The following is a 17,071-nucleotide window of genomic DNA, read 5'->3' on the forward strand; positions in this document are numbered from 1 at the left end:
ACTGATTTGTGGATAAAAAATAGGGAGAGGCGACGTCCGGCTCCAGCGCCCAGCGACTAGCGAGACTTCCTTCACCTCTGTCCGATAAGTCAACATCGACTCACGCTGTTCGTCGTGTTTGTTTTATCTCCTCCGGCTCAGTCCAGTCCGTACGTCGCTAAACGGGCGCTTCCGCCTTTGTTCTTAACGTACCAGGAGACTGGAACGTTTGTGCATAAATGGCAGTACAGACTGGAATAATAGATAGGGTTGCTTGAACTTAGCAAAGTTAGCAGCGTACATAAACCTTCATGATAAATTTTACAATAAAGTGAGGAATGAAGTGGTAATATATGTTAGGTGAAGTAAAAGTAGATCATGTACAAAACAAACCCATACATCCAGCGGTTAGAAAACTTATGCTGGTCAATGCCATACGGAGTATTGGAAAAGGTATGATGATTGTTATCTTAGCTTTATACCTCGGCGCATTAGGGTGGAGTTCAGTAGCAATCGGAAGTGTGCTCGCTGCTGGTGGTCTTCTCGGTGTTCTGCTTGCACCATTCATCGGTGTTTTTAGTGATCGATCAGGCAGGAAACCATTCGTACTTTTTTCTGAACTATTAACAGCTGGGTGTGCATTAATAGGAATCCTTTCAACAAGCCCTGTTTTGTTGTTTATTGCCATCACACTTGCTGGTTTCGGGAAAGCTGATGCAGGTTCGTCCAGTCCGTTTGCCCCGGTGGAACAGGCATGGCTTGCCTCCTTTATTCCTGCAACTGAACGTGGAAGGGTATATAGTCTTAATAATGCTCTTAGTTTTTTCGGAATGGCGATGGGCGCATTACTGATTGGGACTTTAAGCACAGGAGGAAATCATATTTCTGGAATTTCCTCTTACCGACTTGCATTTTATTTCACGTTTGTTTTTTCACTTGTAACTACTTTGATTATTTTAACCATTCGGGAAGAAAGCAGTATAAAACAGCAGGAATCCAGACATGAGGAATTTGGTAGTGAGGAAACCGGGAATAGGGAAGAAAACATAATAAAAGAAGAAAATGCTGCGATCTTAAAACTTGCATTGATTAATGTTCTAAATGGGATTGCCATTGGATTAACAGGACCAATGATGTCTTATTGGTTTTCAGTAAAATTTGGGGTTAGCAGCACTCAAATTGGGGGTACATTGGCTATGACCTTTTTTGCAACAGGTGTTGCCTCCATTTTACAAGCAAGACATTCTCATAAACATGGAACCGTTCAATCCGTTGTGTTTATTCGGTTCATTGCAAGCCTGCTTTTGATTTTAATGCCAATCATATCCTCTTACGCTCTTGTCTCAATCGTTTATATCCTCCGAACAGCTTTAAATCGGGGGACACAAGGGGCTCAACAAGCGTTAAGTGTCAGTCTGACTCGTGGAAAGCGCCGTGGTTTCGCATCTAGTATTAATCTTTTTTCCATGCGACTGCCTATCTCAATTGGGCCGTATATAGCAGGGTACTTATATGGGTTAGGTTCACTTTCACTGCCATTTTATCTAGCATCTGGCTTACAATTCAGTTTTGCTTTTTTATATGGTAAAATTTTCAGCTCTTATGATGCCAGAATGAAAGTGAATGTTTCATCCGGGTGATGTTCGTTCTAAGGGAACAGTCACCCTTATATGGTCTCCAAATCAAATTTTTAACCATCACAACTTCAGCTTAAACCAGTCTGCTCCTATTTCAAATTCAGTCGGAATAGCAAATTTCATAATATTTTTTTAGAATAGATAATGAAAAATTTAGCAATAATGGTAAGATAGTAGAAAAGGAAATTTGAAATAGGAATGGTAGGATATGATGGATTTAACAAAAACTAAGTGGTTTCGTGTTTGTATAGGGATTATCCTGTTTTTAACGATTATCTGGCTGATTAATGAAGTGCAGTTCGTTTTTACGCCTGTAGTCGTTTTCTTTCAGACGTTATTTATCCCATTTTTACTGGGAGGCATTCTCTTCTATTTATTCCGGCCCTTTATTCATTTGCTCGAAAAAATAAAGGTACCCCGGAAACTGGGAATTTTGCTTCTTTATCTTATTTTTATCGGTCTATTAACCTTTATTATTTCCGTTATTGCACCCGTGGTCCATCAGCAATTTTCGAATTTGATTGATAATATTCCGGAAATGGTGGATGTGGTGGAACAGGGCATCACTTATTGGCAGGCCAATCAGGAAATGCTTCCACAATATGTGAAGGATGCCATTGATTATGTAAGTACCCGGCTTGAGGATATCCTGATGTCAACAGGAAATTATATAGGTTCTGTTTTAGGCAATGTTGTCAGCTTTATCGTTTCCCTGGTCATTGTACCGTTTATTTTATTCTATTTATTAAGTGATCAGGAAAAATTTGTTCCCAATGTTACCCGTTACTTTTCAAAAACACAGTCCCATCAGATAAGAGAAGTTCTGGGAGATATGGATAAGGCTATTGCCAGCTACATACAGGGGCAATTAATCGTAAGCTCCTTTGTAGGGATTGTGCTCTTTATTGGCTATCTCATCATTGGCCTCGATTATTCACTTTTACTGGCTTTATTTGGAATGGTCACGAATGTGATTCCGTTTTTAGGACCGTTCCTTGCAGCCATTCCAGCTGTCATTGCCGGCTGGTTCCAGGACCCGATCATGTCTCTGTATGTCATTATCGTCATGGTTGTTGCCCAGCAGGCCGAGAGTAATCTGATTTCCCCGGTCGTGATGGGTAAATCCCTGAATGTTCACCCACTGACGATTATTCTCTTAGTATTAGTCGGGGGGAACTTAGCAGGGGTTCTTGGGATGATTTTAATCATTCCTTCCTATGCTGTAGGAAAAGTTATTGTCCAGCATATTTATCGACTCTGGAATATCCACAAACAGACAAAAGTAGAGAAGGCTTAAATATCCTGTTCATGAAGGATGAAATGATGATCATTTCATCCTTTTTTTAATGTCTGGAAAAGGCCGGCTGCAGTTCTTACTTCTATCAATCTTCCTTTCTGCATATACCAGAAATAAGAAAAACATAGGGAGATTGTCCTGTGATGATATGCAGGATGATTTCAGGAAAGGAAGGAATATGAAGAAAGTTGGGTTCATTGGTGCCGGGATATTGCTTGTTCTGCTATTTATGGGAATGTTTTTGTTTGGACAAGAAGACAGCAGGAAAACCTACGCCTACCACCACTCGCTGGAGCATGATGTTTTACAGAAATCAATGCCTGAATCCCCTTTGCCTCTCATACCTCAAGAACCTATCTCCATTTCGTTTGCAGGTGATACGATGTTTGATGGTTCCATAAGATCAGCTATCAATCAGCAGGGGCCGGATTATCCCTTTCAGTATGTAAAGAAGGAAGTAAGAAAATCCGACTATGCCATTCTTAATCTGGAGACGGCCGTAACGACGGAGCAGGAAAAGGATACAGTCCAGCTTTATAATTTCAAAGCAGATCCTAAAGCCTTGTCAGGGATCAAGCAGGCGGGTTTTGATATGGTTACCCTTGCGAACAATCATGCACTGGATTATCAGAAGGATGGATTTAAGGATACGATTAAACATTTGAACAAACACGATTTGAAATATTTTGGGGCAGGGGTTAATCGGGACAGGGCCTATGAAGCACAGACAATAGAGATAAAAGGGAGGACGATTAAGTTTTTAGGGTTTTCCCGCTTTTTACCGGCTGTACGCTGGTATGAAGGAAAGGGACCGGTCATTGCCAGTGCCTATCAGCAGGAGCAGGTTTTGAATACCATCAAACAGGAAAAAGGGGATGCCGACTATTTGTTTGTATACATCCATTGGGGAGTGGAAGGCAATGTCCGGCCAGAGGCGTGGCAGCGGGATTATGCGAGGAAAATGATTGATGCAGGTGCAGATGGAATTATAGGTGCACATCCTCATGTTTTACAGGGCTTTGAGTATTATCAGAATAAACCGATTGCTTATTCTTTAGGGAATTTTTTGTTCCCGGATTATGTTCAGGGAAATACGGCGGAAACAGGTGTACTGACACTGAAAATAGACGGAGACAACCTAACGATGGCATTTACGCCTTATCGTATACGTTCAAATCAGATTCATCCTCTTAACAGGGAAGAAAAAGAACGGATATTACAGAAATTGGAGGAATTGTCCTTTGAAATCAGACGGGAAGGCACACATATTTATTCCTCCTGATATCCAATTCACTCCACCTGTAAAGTAGACGAATGCCTCAGAATATGTCATACTTTTTGAGTAACCATAAGGAGTTCTACAGCTTTTCGAATCATTCTTTTCCTTATTGGGAAACGGTACGTGGAGGCACTCGTATGTTTTTGGATTATTTTTCCTATGAAAATCCAGGAGATCCATTTTCGCTGTTTTCAGCCTCTCACCTGGTTATGCTGGTCAATGGGGTACTTTTCGTCATTGTATTCATGGTTTTTGGAAAGTACATCCGAAATCATTCTCTTTTGCATACATGGGTACGATACATACTGATTGCCGTTTTACTTTTAAGTGAGGCAACTCTAAATCTCTGGTACCTTACAGCGGGAGAATGGGATATTCGGGAAACCTTACCGCTTCAGCTGTGCTCCTTATCCTTAATTATGAGCATTGTTATGCTTGTGACACGTTCAGAAAAATGGTTTGAAATCGTCTATTTTCTGGGAGTTGGAGGTGCCCTGCAAGCCCTGATCACCCCGGAATTATTTTATGATTTTCCCCATTACCGATATTTTCACTTTTTTATTGCCCATATTTTCATCATTTTGGCGTCCATCTACATGATCGTCGTTGAGAGAAAACGGGTAACCATTCATTCGGTGTGGAGGACGATGCTGGTGTTAAATGGAATAGCGGTTGTTATTTTCTTTTTTAACCGGTGGATTGGAGCCAATTACATGTTTTTGGCTCACAAGCCTGCGAATCCAAGCTTGCTGGACTATTTACCTGAATTCCCTTGGTATATTTTATGGCTGGAGATCATCGCTGCATTTATTTTTTTGCTATTATATCTACCTTTTCTTTTAATAAAAAATCTAGACAGTAAGGACATATGAAAGGGGAAGACAGATGTCTATTATGAAGATGCTGCTTATTTCGATTGTAATTGGAATAGCAGTTGGGTATGGATCCGGATATCTGCTGGATGGACGCTTTCAGCCGGATTTCTTTGTTATTTTCACCATTATTTCCTTTATTTCACTTCTGTTAAGGGAAATAAGAAAGGATAAACAAAAGGAGACGGATCAAGAGTAGAAAAGAATCGTCTCTTTTAGCCATTAATCTACTCCTCCAGACTTATTATTAGGAAAATTGCAAAAATATAGTGGATAGATTGGAAAAAATCCTGTATAGTTTAGAAGAGGCAGAGAGGAGTTTTTTGGAAAATGGCTAAAGTTTACATAGTATTAACGAAAACAGGCACAATTTTTTCCCAGACCATCCGCCTTTATACGAAAGAGCCTTATAATCATGTGTCCCTATCGCTTGATAAGGAACTGACTGAGCTGTACAGTTTTGGACGGAAAAAGGCTTATAATCCACTTCGAGCGGGTTTTGTAAAAGAAAATGTGAAGCACGGAATTTATGCCAGATTTCCCGACACAACCTGTGAAATTTTCGAACTGGAAGTAAGTGATCGTCAGAAGGAAAAAATGAGAAAGGTCATTCGTCATTTTCAACTGAATCAACACAACTACCGATATAATCTTTTGGGAATTGCTACTATACCATTTGGCAAATCGCTGGAGCGGAAATATGCGTATTTTTGCTCTCAGTTTGTAGCTACCGTTTTAAATATGGCAGGGATTCGTTTATGGGAAAAACCTCTGGGGCTTATTACGCCGGGAGAATACCGAACCGCTCGTTTGCTGAAAAAGGTTTATGAAGGACCTTTAAGCATTTATGAAGACCATTTAGAAGAGCAGGAGTCCGTCTCTCTGCAGGACGAAATGCTCCAGATTTAGCAGGACTGTTTTCTGATCTATTTTCCGATCCAGCTATTCATAATATTTATATAAAAATCAGAAAACTGGCAGAAAAAGCCTTATTTGTATTTCTTTATACAAATAAGGCTTTTTTGTTCTCCGGATCTTCTGCTTATGCCGTGGGGCCTAAACGCTCGCCTCCGCTTTTCTATTGTCCAGCTCCAGGGCCCAGACCCTCGCTGATGTAAGCAGGGCCCCTCCGCTTTTCTATTAATCTTTACTTTGGATGATGTCGTGGTCTACGTAGCGTTGGCCGTTTAGTTCGCTGATGATGTTAATGGCTACTTTTGCGCCGTGGCCGGATGTGATGATGGTGTGGACACTTTCACCAGCTACAGTTCCGGCTGCCCAAACATTCTTTTTGTTCGTTTTACCTTCGTGATCGACTTTAATATTTCTTGCTATACGCGGCTCCTGCCCATCAACAATTTTTAAGCCCATATCCTCGGCTAAATCTACGGATAAACCGGTCGCAAGGAGAATGTGCTCGGCTTCATATTGATGCTGTCCCATATGAACCAGGTAATGCCTTCCTTTACTCTCAATTTTTGTTACTTCCTCCGTCTTTAATTCAGCTCCTAATGCTTTTGCCTGCTGCATACCTGTTTCAAGCAAATCAGGACCTTCAATTTCCTTTATCCCATAATGGTTTTTTACCCATGCTTTTTTTGTAATACTCTTTCCTGTATCAGTCAGCAGGGTTTTCTTTCCTGCTTTTGCTGCAAAAATGGCTGCACTTGATCCTGCAGGTCCAGCTCCAATAATGGCGATATCGTACATCATTTCGTCCACTCCTTTTCTTATATATTGAATCACTCAGTATGTAAGAATATGAAAGTTGCTATCATTAATATAGCCATTATCAGACCAGATAAAACATCCTGGAACCCAATTGGCGTGATAAGTCAACTAACCATCTGTGGGAGATGGAGAAAATCCCCACTGATGGTAGTTTCACTTTATGTATAATTCTATTTGAAATACTTGGGATAAGATATATAATAGGGGCACAAGGTGGTGCATATGAAAACATTTAAATTGATTTCTTTAGATGTTTTAGAAAAGCAGGGCGACGAACTTAAAAACATGCCTATAGATTTAACGGACGGATTAATCATTAATCGTGAAGATGAAGATAACCATTGGCTGGTCGAGGCGTACATGGATGACTCTTATAAAGATTATTTTCAGCAAATGCAGGACGAAAACAGGGAATATGTCCTGCAGGTAAAAATCTCCAAGGAATCCAATGAGCCTGCAACGATGATGGTGAAATTGGTTGGGTTGAATCAAATCGGTTCGTCTATGAATGTCCTGTTTTTAGGAACATTATTAAATCGAAAACAGGAAAAGGTGGAGGAAATGCTTCAGGCATTAATCCAGGAAGGCTATCAAGGTACAGAGCTGCTGGAGAAGTTTAAGGAAAAAAGCAAACTGTTCGACATTTCTTCTTCCTCTAAATAAAAATCACCCCGCTTTTATGGAGTGGGGTCATTTTTTTAACGTTCGTGAATAAAAAACTTGTCAAAATCGGTTGATAAACGGAAAAAATCTTGTCATGATAAGAAGGATTTTGGTGTATAAAGGGAGAAAGTGTTATGAGAAGTAAAAACAAATTTTCAGAATGGTTAAACCAGCGCTCGCCGGTGCAACTGATCATTATTTTTTATATCATTGCGGTAACCGTATCCTGTTTATTATTGGCCATGCCTGTTGCCCACAAAGATGGGGTCGATTTAACCTTTATGGAGGTCCTTTTCACATCCGTCAGTGCTGTAAGTGTAACAGGATTATCTGTGGTTTCCATAGTGGATAGTTTTAACCAGCTGGGCATCGTCCTGTTAGCGGTTGTTCTTCAATTTGGCGGAGTCGGGGTTATGACCCTGGGTACATTTATATGGCTTGTCGTTGGTAAGAAAATAGGTTTGAAAGAGCGCCGGCTGATTATGGCCGACCAGAACCAATATTCCTTTAATGGAATCGTCAAGCTGATGAAAGGTGTCTTCAAGCTTATATTATGGATCGAGCTTGTTGGCTTTCTTATCCTTGGTACGTATTACTTAACGTATTTTTCAAGCTGGAAGGAGGCTTATTTTCACGGATTCTTTGCCTCTATAAGTGCTACAACCAATGGGGGATTTGATATTACAGGTCAATCTCTCACGCCGTTCAAAGATGATTATTTTGTGCAGATAATCCACATTGCCCTTATTATATTTGGATCTATTGGCTTTCCGGTATTAGTTGAGGTGAAGGATTATTTATTCGCTTCCCAAGAGGAAAGAAAGTTTATGCGTTTTTCCTTATTTACAAAGGTTACATCCATAACATACCTTGGATTATTGATATTTGGGTTTATCATCATGATTGTACTTGAATGGAATCACTTCTATGCTGATAAGTCCTGGCATGAAATGATTTTTTACAGTTTATTTCAATCGACTACGAGCAGAAGTGGCGGTCTTGCTACCTTTGATATGAGCCTTCTGACCGAACAAACGCAATTAGTCACATCTGTGCTGATGTTTATCGGGGCTTCTCCAAGCAGTGTGGGGGGAGGTATACGAACAACCACATTTGCTTTAGTTATTATTTTTATTTTGACCTTTGCCAGAGGAAAGAGCAAGGTTTCGGTATTTAAAAGGGAGATTTTTGAAGAAGACCTGTACAAAGCAGTAGTTGTTGTGCTAATGGCGGTTGGTCTCTGTATCACTGCTATTGTATTGCTAACGATTTTTGAGGATTCTTCACTGATAGCGATTATTTTTGAGGTTTGTTCAGCATTCGGTACAACCGGACTTTCGATGGGCGTCACAGCTGAACTCACAAACATTAGCAAAGTCATCTTAATGGTACTGATGTTTATTGGAAGAATCGGAATTTTAACCTTGCTCTTTTCATTTAATGATGTAACAAAGAAAGGCGAATTCCATTATCCAAAAGAAAAAATTATCATCGGCTAGGAAGTCAGACTTTTAGGAGGAATTACCTTGGGGAAAGGATCTCAGCATACAGAACTCATGACACCAGCCCGGATGCTGGAACAATTGAATGATGCGATTGTCATTTTACATGCGGAAGGGCAGGTTCTGTTTGCCAATCAAGCAGCACATATCTTGCTGGGTGAAGAAGACCTGACGGGACAATCCATAGAGCTGTTCCTTGAGCATGGAACTGTGATGCAAAAGGAAAGAGAACCGATTTTACTTGAATTAAACTCCGCAGATCAGACGCTGGTTCAAATTCGAACTTGGAAGCTTAACGATGGTCATATCTGTTTGTTTATCCATCCTGTTCGTTTCAATGATCAAAAAGAAAACCAGATGTATGCACTGAAATATCGGATGAATCAGTCACATGAAGGGATGGTTTTGCATCAAGCCGGTCAGATTATAGATTGTGATGATTCACTGGCCAAAATTTTTGGCTATAAGAAGTCAGAATTAATCCGTGCATCTATTGATGAATTTATCGATTCCTCTTATTTTCATACGCTTAAAGAGAATATGAAACAGGATCATGATAAGCCTTATTTACTAAAAGGATACAAAAAGACGGGGGAGCCTCTGTACATTGACGTATTACCGCAGCCATATCCCGACAAGGATGGGGACTTGCGCATTGCTGTCATTCGGGATGTCACCGAACGTGTACATAATGAAAAGCAGATCCAGTTTATGGCTTATTATGATGAGCTGACAGACTTGCCGAACCGAAATTATTTTGTAAAGACATTGGAAGAAGCCATTGCTGAATGTCGAAAGGATAACGGTCAGATCGCAGTTCATTTTGTGGATATTGATTATTTTAAACAAATTAATGATACGTTAGGCTATCAGTTTGGCGATGCTTTGCTGCAGGCATGCTCCGATCGCTTAAAGCAGCTGCTGGATGGGAAGAATTTCATTGCCCGTATGAGTGGAGATGAATTTTTGATCCTGCAGCGTGATATTCAGAACAAAGATGAGGCGGAAGCATTTGCGGAAAAGGTGATTCGGGCTTTTCAAATCCCAATAGATGTTCAGGATTTTGAAATTTTTACGACGGTAAGTATCGGAATCAGTCTATTTCCGGAAAATGGAAAACATCCAAATGAGTTAATTAAACAGGCAGACTCTGCGATGTATGTGATTAAGGAGAATCAGCGGAATCATTATAAAATATTTGAATCATCGATCACAGAAGATTTTAAAGAGATGCTTACCATTGAAAATGAGTTAAGAAGAGCCATTAAACAAAAGCAATTTGAGGTTCATTATCAGCCACAGGTGGATATTTCAAATAATCAGGTCATCGGCTTTGAAGCCCTTCTTCGCTGGAAGCATCCATCCAGAGGCTATATATCACCGGGAATGTTTATACCACTGGCTGAGAAAACCGGACTTATTATTGAAATTGGAGATTGGGTGCTGCGGGAAGCCTGCCGTCAAAACCGGAAATGGCATGAAAAAGGCTATGGCCCGACAAAAGTCAGTGTGAACTTATCCGTAAAGCAGTTCCTGCAAAAAGATTTGGTGAAGAAGGTCCGGGACATCTTACAGGAGTCAAAGCTCGATGCGAAATATTTAGAGCTGGAAATAACCGAAAGTATGGCGATGTCCAATGAAGCTTATATTATGGATACGCTTAAGGGTTTGAGAGAGCTCGGAGTAAATGTCTCCATTGATGATTTTGGAACCGGGTATTCCTCAATGAAATATTTGAGTCAGTTCCCTTTGAGTAAGCTGAAGATTGATCAGCTATTTATCAGGGGAGAACAAAAGCAGAATCAGGCGATCGTGAAGTCGATTATTCATCTGTCGCACTCCCTGGATATGAAAGTGATTGCAGAAGGTGTGGAAACCAAGGAACAGCTCGAATTCCTTAAAGGTGAAAAATGTGATGAAATTCAGGGCTTTTATTTTAGTAAGCCTGTAGCTCCAGGAAAAGCTGAGCGATTTTTTTCGTATAGTTAGATGAATCATTTTTCCAAGGTTCATGGTTCGTAAAAAGGAGGAAGCCTCTATTTCAGAGGTTTCCTCCTTTTTTACTTCTCATGTCCTTTGATACCAATTAAAATCTCCAGATCAACTGTAATGGAAGATAAGGAGTGCTTGTCCAGTACCGCTTGAATGTCCGTTTCAGATATGGACCAGGTAAGGGGTGTCATTTGAATTAAGGATTGCATCGATGACGGATTTAAATCCACGTTGTAGGTCACACGAATTCGATCCTTCAGTTGGAAATGGCGTGTGAAAAGGTCAACGGTATCATCATTGGAATACGAAGCCCGGTCGGTATCCTTGAAAAAGGCATCTCTCAATTCCGTTAAATAATTCTGTTGAGGCACGACTTTCAGGACATACCCGCCATTTTTTAACAGCCTGGAAAATTCACCATAATTAGAAGGGGAGAGAATGTTTAAGAGAAGCTGGAAGGACTGATCCCGAAAAGGAGAGTGAGCAAGGTCAGCAACCGCCCAAATCGTCTCTGGATAGTTTTTGGCAGCAGTCATGATTCCCTCTTTTGACAGGTCAATACCAACTCCCGTTACCCCGTTTGTAAATGTGTTGTGCAGTTTTTCGGTAATCCTGGCAAGATGTGAGCCTTCACCACAGCCAGTATCCAGTATGGTAAGGGCATCCTGTCTGGAAACGGTGTTCTGTATCCACGCGTCTATTTTTTCGAGCAGGGGCTCAAACAGCTGCTGCTCGACCATTAATTCTCTCCGGGCCTCAAATAACTCTTTGGTATATTTCGTTTTGGATGGCCGGGTAGTAAGGTTTATATAGCCTTTTTTGGTAAAGTCAAATGTATGACCTTTCTGACATATAAAGCTTTTCGATTCATGTACCTCCATGAATGATTGGCAAATAGGGCAATGAAATAGGGATTGGTGCTGTTGAACCTGCCGTGCACTTTTGATTCTCTTATTCATAGGAATACGCTTCCTCCTTTGTTCTAAAAAAATCCCCTATACGTGGAAATGGTATAGAGGATGACAGGTCAGGATTGTGATGAGTCTTCCTGCTTTCCATCATTGGCAGGGGTTGGTTCTTTCTTTGTCGTCGAGAGAGATGTCTGATTTTTTTCCAGGATCTTTAACTGGTCATTTTCGTAACCAACGATAAATGTCGTTTCATAATGCTCAGTAATTTGAACCTGATTTTTATTTCTGGAAACATGATCAGCGTTTAACGTTATTTTGACTTTCTGATTGGATTGCAATTCAGTATTGAGATTATTGATCGTTAAATCATGTATATGCACATATTCGTTTCGAAAATCCTGATAGCTTTTCTGTCTTTGCCGCTCGATTCCCAGCAGTTTATAAGCATTTAAGTAATCCCGCATTTCAACGTTCTCATAAAAATAATTTACAATATAGGTTGCATCCTGAATCAGTTGCTCCTCATTGACTGTATCCTTTGTTTTCAGAGCTCCATCAAAGCTTAGTTCCTCATCATCCGCCTGGTCTGACCACATATTCACCCGGTCTACTACCTGACCGATAGGAAGACTGAAGCCAATTTGTCCCTCATTGGAACCTGCTGAATTAATCGCAATAATTTTCCCTGACGGACGGTGGATGAGAGGCCCGCCGCTGTTTCCATTCGTAATAGGAGCAGAAATTTGATATAAACCTTCATAATTATACTGATCATCTACATTAAAAGTCCGATTTTTGCCGGAGATAATTCCTGTTGTAACCGTGTTTTGAAAGCCTAATGGACTCCCGACGGCAATAATTTCATCGCCAATCTCAGCTTCATAGTCCGGATTTAACGATAACGTTTTTCGGTCCACCAGCTGGGGAACACGCAGAACAGCAATATCCTTTTTCGTTCCCAGTCCGATAACGGCTGCCGGATACGTACGGGCATCAGAGGTTTTCACATAGACAGAGTCTGCATTTGCTACAACATGAGCGTTTGTCATGATGTCTCCTTTATTGTTATAGATAAAACCAGAACCAATGTTTTTTCCTGATTCACTTTCTGCCTCAATTTGGACAACGGATTTTTGTGCTTCGTGAATAATCGTTTTCAGCGTCGTTTCATTCTCCTGATCATCCGCACGGACCAGACTGGCAATGCTGTTATCGACATCAATGGCTTTCTTGCTCCAATTCTGATAGTAAAGGACCATCGTTAAAATGAGACAAATAGTCATGATAACGGTTATAACAACAGGCCAGAATAAGCGATTCTTTATCATTAAGGTCACTCCTCATTACGGTGAGTCAAGAAACCATTTGACTTGGTCTACTTCCGCTTTTAGTTCTTTATCCATTTCATAATGGGTAAATTCAAAATTTCCCTCTTCTTCAGGGTAGAGGGTATCAGGGTAAATATATACTTCATTGGTTTCAACGATTTCACCATTTTTGTCCAGCAGATTATAGGAAACAGAAACAGAGTAAATCGGGACCGTGGCGACGCTTTTTAAAGTACCTGAGACGATTAAATCGCCAAAGTCATCCTTCTTAGCTTCAATGGAAACCATCTCAATGGCATCATTTTTATTGAGCTTATACTCCTGCTCAGCTGCATTTATGGCCTGTTCAATCCGTTTCTGCTGCTCGGTTTCAAAGGCAACCTTTTCTTTTTCAATGGTCGTCTTCAGGCTTTGCAGCTTTTCACTTTCCGGAGCGTATCTCAGTCCATCCTCTATAATCGCCATCGCATCTGTAAAATGATTGGATTTTAAGCTTTCATTGGCTTTGGAATACGTATAATTCACCAGTCTTGTACGAATTTTCTTCGTTATGTTTCTTGCTTTATCGGTTTGTATACCTTCTGCCTCCCAAAGAAGCAATTTTAACTCTTCTACGGAAGGCTCCTGACTTAATCTTTCTGTTACCTCAGCAGTCTTGATTTCATTTCGTGTCTTAACGAGCTGATCCAGTAATTTATCCACTACTTCGCCATTATAGTTCTGCAGGTCTTCTTCCGCCTGTTTTGTAATTTTAATGGCCTGCTGAAAGGCATTTTCATCTTGTAGATTCTTTGCTGAGTTCAATTGCTGCTGAATAGACATCGCGATATCCATAAACTGGGCATTTTGTACAGCTGCAGGAAACTCAGACTTATATTGCTGTGCTTCTTTATACAGTTTTTTTGCCTGCTGAAAATTTCCATCCACTGCAACTTTGTCCGCCTGTTTATAGGTTTCCAGGGCTTGATTTTCCTGAGATGATAGAAAAAAATAATAGCCTATAAATACGAGGATCGCAAGGAATAGTGCGCCAATGGGTAAAAACCACCATTTATTAAAACCTTGATTTTTCGGCATTCTCTCAGCTAAATCGGTAGGCATTTCTTTTCCACAGTTAATACAATACTCTTCTCCCTGTTTTACCTCTGTTCCGCAAAACGGGCAATGGGCCATCGAAATCACCTGCTTAAGCTTCTATTAATAATGTAAGTCAAATAAATTTTAACATAGAATTTAAAAATTGAGGCTTAAAAGTACGTTTTTTTTGTTAAAATAAAAATGGTAGAATTGACATATATACCTTGTATTTTCCAGTACATTTGTGTGAAAAGACTAATTATCTTTTGGAAAATTGTACTTACAGGAGGTGTGCTTGATTATGCTTGAAACCATTTTGGGTATTGTAGGTGTGGGGATTATTCTTCTTTATATTGGCTTTTGTATTTTTGATAACGCATAAGCTTCATAAAAAGAATGGTTGTTCCTGAAACCCTGTCACATTTTGATGTGACAGGGTTTTTTATGTCCGGGGAAATTATAGAACACTTTTCTCTGTCTTCTTTCGATTATAAAAGTGAAAGGAGGTGGGGGAGATGGCTGTTTCACAAATGATTCGTTCACAGTTACAGCTTGTATTTGAATCAGGTCCTGACAGCGATGGGGAGATTACCTATAAGAACAAAAACTTTAACAATGTAAAAACCGAAGCAACCGCCGATCAGTTAATGGCTGTGACAAACGCGCTGGTGCCTCTGCAGGAGCGTACGTTGTATTCTGTTGAGCGAAATGATTCATCCGTATTGGTTATCTAAAAAATGAAAGCAGTGGATAGAAGGAGGTGGAAAACATGGCAAAGAAGCTGGAGCTGAAGTTTACAAATGCTGATGGCAAGACGGTGACCTATTCTTTAGATCAGCCGGTGGAACCTGTTGATACAGCCCTCATTAATCAGGCAATGGACGAAATTATTACTCAGAATGCTTTTACTTCTTCAGGTGGGGATCTAATCGAGAAGAAAAGTGCCCGAATCGTCGAACGCAATGTACAGGAAATTGAATTGTAAGAATGAAAAGGAGCGAGAAGTCGCTCCTTTTTCTGGTAGATGAAAGGATAGAACCATGGAGATTTGAATGAGGGGGTGAATGGATCATGTTGGAAAGCTGGGCCAATTGGATACCGGAAATCGGTTTTCCTGTTGTGGTTACGTTTTATTTACTGCACCGCATTGAAGGAAAACTTGATATTCTGATTGAATCCATTACGGCTTTACCCGAAAAAATGAGATAAAGCAAACCCCATTGTGAAGAACCACCTCGGTCCACACAATGGGGTTTGCTTATGCTCTCGGGTCTAAGTGGTCATAAGCAGAATACCCTCCATGGCCAAAGTACGGCCACTCCGGAGATTCTGCTTATGCCGTCGGGCCTAAGCGGTCGCCTCCGCTTTTCTATGTCCAGCTGCGGCTCCCAGGCCTAAGCGGTCGCCTCCGCTTTTCTATCTACCTCGTTAGGGAGAATTCGTCGAAGGGGTAGATGATGAGTTCGCTTCGGCCGATGATTTCATCTTCTTTTATAAGTCCTAATCCGTTTCGGCTGTCCTTGCTGATTGACCGGTTGTCTCCCATCACGAAATATTCGCCTTCAGGTACGGTGATAGGTCCAAAATCGGAGGTGGACTTAATAGCTTCATCGTCCAGATAGCTCTGAGTCTGCTTTTGGCTATTAATATATAAGGAATGATTTTTCACCTCAACGACATCATTGGGTAGTCCAATAACACGTTTTACATAATTCTTTGACGGTCTCTGAATGATAACAATATCTCCGCGGTCTGGTTCGCTTAAGTAATAAATAGCCTTATTAAATACAACTCTTTCTCCGTTTTCTAAAGTAGGATGCATGCTTGCTCCTTCTACAACAGATGTAGCAAATATAAAGGATCGAATAATGAACGCAAGAATAATTGCGATAATAATAGCTTTGGTCCATTCCCAAATCTCTTTTGCCAAAATAATTCTTCCCTTCTTAATTAGTCATATATATAACTATTACCATGTTATCACAAGTATTAACAAAAGATGATGGTTTTATATCATATTATAATATTGTTTAAAAAACATTTAAAATGTTAAATCCCTTCTATCAATATTCCTGGATTATTCTCGGGATGTTCTTTGTAAACCCCCCGATAATTGTCGGATATTCTACGTATAAGATGTCGAAAAGCCGGTGAAATAAGGGTCTGTTCCTGTTTTTTCTGAAAACTTTGTCTAATATTGCGATATGGTTTACTTTCTCTATTACTTTTGCCATAATCATAAACGTTGTTTAATATAAAAATAGAAAGGGAATTGGATATGGGAAAGTCTACACAAAAGAACGAATTATTATATGAAGAAATTTTAGAAAAGAGAGAAAAAATGCATGAGGTTGCTGATGATCATGGCATCTCAAGTATTAAAACACTGACGGTCAGTCAGGAGCTGGACCATTTACTCAATCAGTATATAAAAAGTAAATTGCGAGAAAAGCAGGAATTGAAATTGTCAAAAAGTTAAACCATTCCCTGAAATTTTCGGGTTCTATTATGGTATAATAGAACAGAAGCAGTTAATTTTGGGGGGCTCCAGAAGTGGCGTCTACTGAAGATGCAGTAAAACTGAGAAAAGAGATAGAGACAGTTCGTTTTAAAATGGTCGAAGTTGCTACGTGGTATGGTTTTACAAGTAAGGAATCCGTTGAGATTAGTCAGGAGCTTGATACCTTGTTAAATTTATACCAAGCGATCGAGCAAACTCGAAACTAATTCCTTACAAGACTCCTCATGCTTCCTTCAAACTTCATTTTAAAAAAATCAGCGGTTTGGGGCCGCTGATTTTTTT

At 40.1% G+C, this 17,071-nt stretch carries 19 protein-coding genes; 14 read left to right on the plus strand and 5 right to left on the minus strand.

The window, feature by feature from the left end; genetic code table 11:
* The first annotated feature begins 332 nt into the window (after positions 1-332).
* From ABD006_RS10520 to ABD006_RS10545, 6 genes are all read left to right on the plus strand, one after another.
* Positions 333-1,619, plus strand: a complete 1,287-nt coding sequence (locus ABD006_RS10520; protein ID WP_343840656.1) for an MFS transporter — start codon at positions 333-335, stop codon at positions 1,617-1,619.
* A 205-nt stretch (positions 1,620-1,824) separates the two neighbouring features.
* Positions 1,825-2,913: an AI-2E family transporter gene (locus ABD006_RS10525; RefSeq protein WP_343840659.1), complete on the plus strand. Its 1,089-nt coding sequence runs from the start codon at positions 1,825-1,827 to the stop codon at positions 2,911-2,913.
* 178 nt (positions 2,914-3,091) lie between these two features.
* On the plus strand, positions 3,092-4,195 hold the full coding sequence (locus ABD006_RS10530; RefSeq protein WP_343840662.1) for a CapA family protein: 1,104 nt from the start codon (positions 3,092-3,094) through the stop codon (positions 4,193-4,195).
* A gap of 134 nt (positions 4,196-4,329) precedes the next feature.
* Positions 4,330-5,064, plus strand: coding sequence for a YwaF family protein (locus tag ABD006_RS10535; protein ID WP_343840664.1), 735 nt, complete (start codon positions 4,330-4,332; stop codon positions 5,062-5,064).
* 13 nt (positions 5,065-5,077) lie between these two features.
* A complete protein-coding gene (locus ABD006_RS10540; protein ID WP_343840666.1) occupies positions 5,078-5,263 on the plus strand; it encodes a hypothetical protein in 186 nt (61 codons plus the stop codon).
* A 131-nt stretch (positions 5,264-5,394) separates the two neighbouring features.
* Positions 5,395-5,973 (plus strand): C40 family peptidase, encoded by a 579-nt coding sequence (locus ABD006_RS10545; RefSeq protein ID WP_343840668.1) that lies wholly within the window; start codon positions 5,395-5,397, stop codon positions 5,971-5,973.
* A 231-nt stretch (positions 5,974-6,204) separates the two neighbouring features.
* Here the strand turns inward: ABD006_RS10545 and ABD006_RS10550 are convergent, their stop codons facing one another.
* Positions 6,205-6,774 carry an NAD(P)/FAD-dependent oxidoreductase gene (locus ABD006_RS10550; protein ID WP_343841497.1) on the minus strand — a complete coding sequence of 190 codons (570 nt, stop codon included), beginning with the start codon at positions 6,772-6,774 and terminating at the stop codon, positions 6,205-6,207.
* 243 nt (positions 6,775-7,017) lie between these two features.
* On the opposite strand from ABD006_RS10550, the gene ABD006_RS10555 reads away from it, so the two are divergent.
* From ABD006_RS10555 to ABD006_RS10565, 3 genes are all read left to right on the plus strand, one after another.
* On the plus strand, positions 7,018-7,458 hold the full coding sequence (locus tag ABD006_RS10555; protein ID WP_343840670.1) for a YwpF-like family protein: 441 nt from the start codon (positions 7,018-7,020) through the stop codon (positions 7,456-7,458).
* Between the two features lie 134 nt (positions 7,459-7,592).
* Positions 7,593-8,957 carry a TrkH family potassium uptake protein gene (locus ABD006_RS10560; protein WP_343840673.1) on the plus strand — a complete coding sequence of 455 codons (1,365 nt, stop codon included), beginning with the start codon at positions 7,593-7,595 and terminating at the stop codon, positions 8,955-8,957.
* 27 nt (positions 8,958-8,984) lie between these two features.
* Positions 8,985-10,949: a sensor domain-containing protein gene (locus tag ABD006_RS10565; protein ID WP_343840675.1), complete on the plus strand. Its 1,965-nt coding sequence runs from the start codon at positions 8,985-8,987 to the stop codon at positions 10,947-10,949.
* A 71-nt stretch (positions 10,950-11,020) separates the two neighbouring features.
* Here ABD006_RS10565 and ABD006_RS10570 read toward each other — a convergent pair whose 3' ends face one another.
* From ABD006_RS10570 to ABD006_RS10580, 3 genes are all read right to left on the minus strand, one after another.
* Complete coding sequence (locus ABD006_RS10570) at positions 11,021-11,911, minus strand: putative RNA methyltransferase (protein ID WP_343840678.1); 891 nt, start codon at positions 11,909-11,911, stop codon at positions 11,021-11,023.
* A 68-nt stretch (positions 11,912-11,979) separates the two neighbouring features.
* Entirely contained in the window at positions 11,980-13,191 is a 1,212-nt protein-coding gene (locus ABD006_RS10575; RefSeq protein ID WP_343840680.1) for a S1C family serine protease, read from the minus strand.
* Between the two features lie 15 nt (positions 13,192-13,206).
* Complete coding sequence (locus ABD006_RS10580) at positions 13,207-14,364, minus strand: FxLYD domain-containing protein (protein WP_343840683.1); 1,158 nt, start codon at positions 14,362-14,364, stop codon at positions 13,207-13,209.
* A 419-nt stretch (positions 14,365-14,783) separates the two neighbouring features.
* On the opposite strand from ABD006_RS10580, the gene ABD006_RS10585 reads away from it, so the two are divergent.
* From ABD006_RS10585 to ABD006_RS10595, 3 genes are all read left to right on the plus strand, one after another.
* The gene (locus ABD006_RS10585; RefSeq protein ID WP_343840685.1) at positions 14,784-15,002 is read left to right on the plus strand and encodes a DUF1659 domain-containing protein; all 219 of its coding nucleotides are present in this window, start codon (positions 14,784-14,786) and stop codon (positions 15,000-15,002) included.
* A gap of 35 nt (positions 15,003-15,037) precedes the next feature.
* Positions 15,038-15,253, plus strand: coding sequence for a DUF2922 domain-containing protein (locus ABD006_RS10590; RefSeq protein ID WP_343840687.1), 216 nt, complete (start codon positions 15,038-15,040; stop codon positions 15,251-15,253).
* An 86-nt stretch (positions 15,254-15,339) separates the two neighbouring features.
* Positions 15,340-15,477 (plus strand): YvrJ family protein, encoded by a 138-nt coding sequence (locus ABD006_RS10595; RefSeq protein WP_370521800.1) that lies wholly within the window; start codon positions 15,340-15,342, stop codon positions 15,475-15,477.
* 211 nt (positions 15,478-15,688) lie between these two features.
* Here ABD006_RS10595 and lepB read toward each other — a convergent pair whose 3' ends face one another.
* Positions 15,689-16,204, minus strand: a complete 516-nt coding sequence (lepB, locus tag ABD006_RS10600; protein ID WP_425542220.1) for a signal peptidase I — start codon at positions 16,202-16,204, stop codon at positions 15,689-15,691.
* A gap of 342 nt (positions 16,205-16,546) precedes the next feature.
* Here lepB and ABD006_RS10605 point away from each other — a divergent pair, with 342 nt between their 5' ends.
* Complete coding sequence (locus tag ABD006_RS10605) at positions 16,547-16,747, plus strand: aspartyl-phosphate phosphatase Spo0E family protein (RefSeq protein WP_044157143.1); 201 nt, start codon at positions 16,547-16,549, stop codon at positions 16,745-16,747.
* Positions 16,748-16,821: 74 nt separating this feature from the next.
* Positions 16,822-16,995: an aspartyl-phosphate phosphatase Spo0E family protein gene (locus ABD006_RS10610; protein WP_343840692.1), complete on the plus strand. Its 174-nt coding sequence runs from the start codon at positions 16,822-16,824 to the stop codon at positions 16,993-16,995.
* Positions 16,996-17,071: the final 76 nt, after the last annotated feature.

This window comes from Salinibacillus aidingensis, from assembly GCF_039522525.1.
In the GTDB taxonomy this organism is placed as follows: Bacteria; Bacillota; Bacilli; order Bacillales; family Alkalibacillaceae; genus Salinibacillus; species Salinibacillus aidingensis.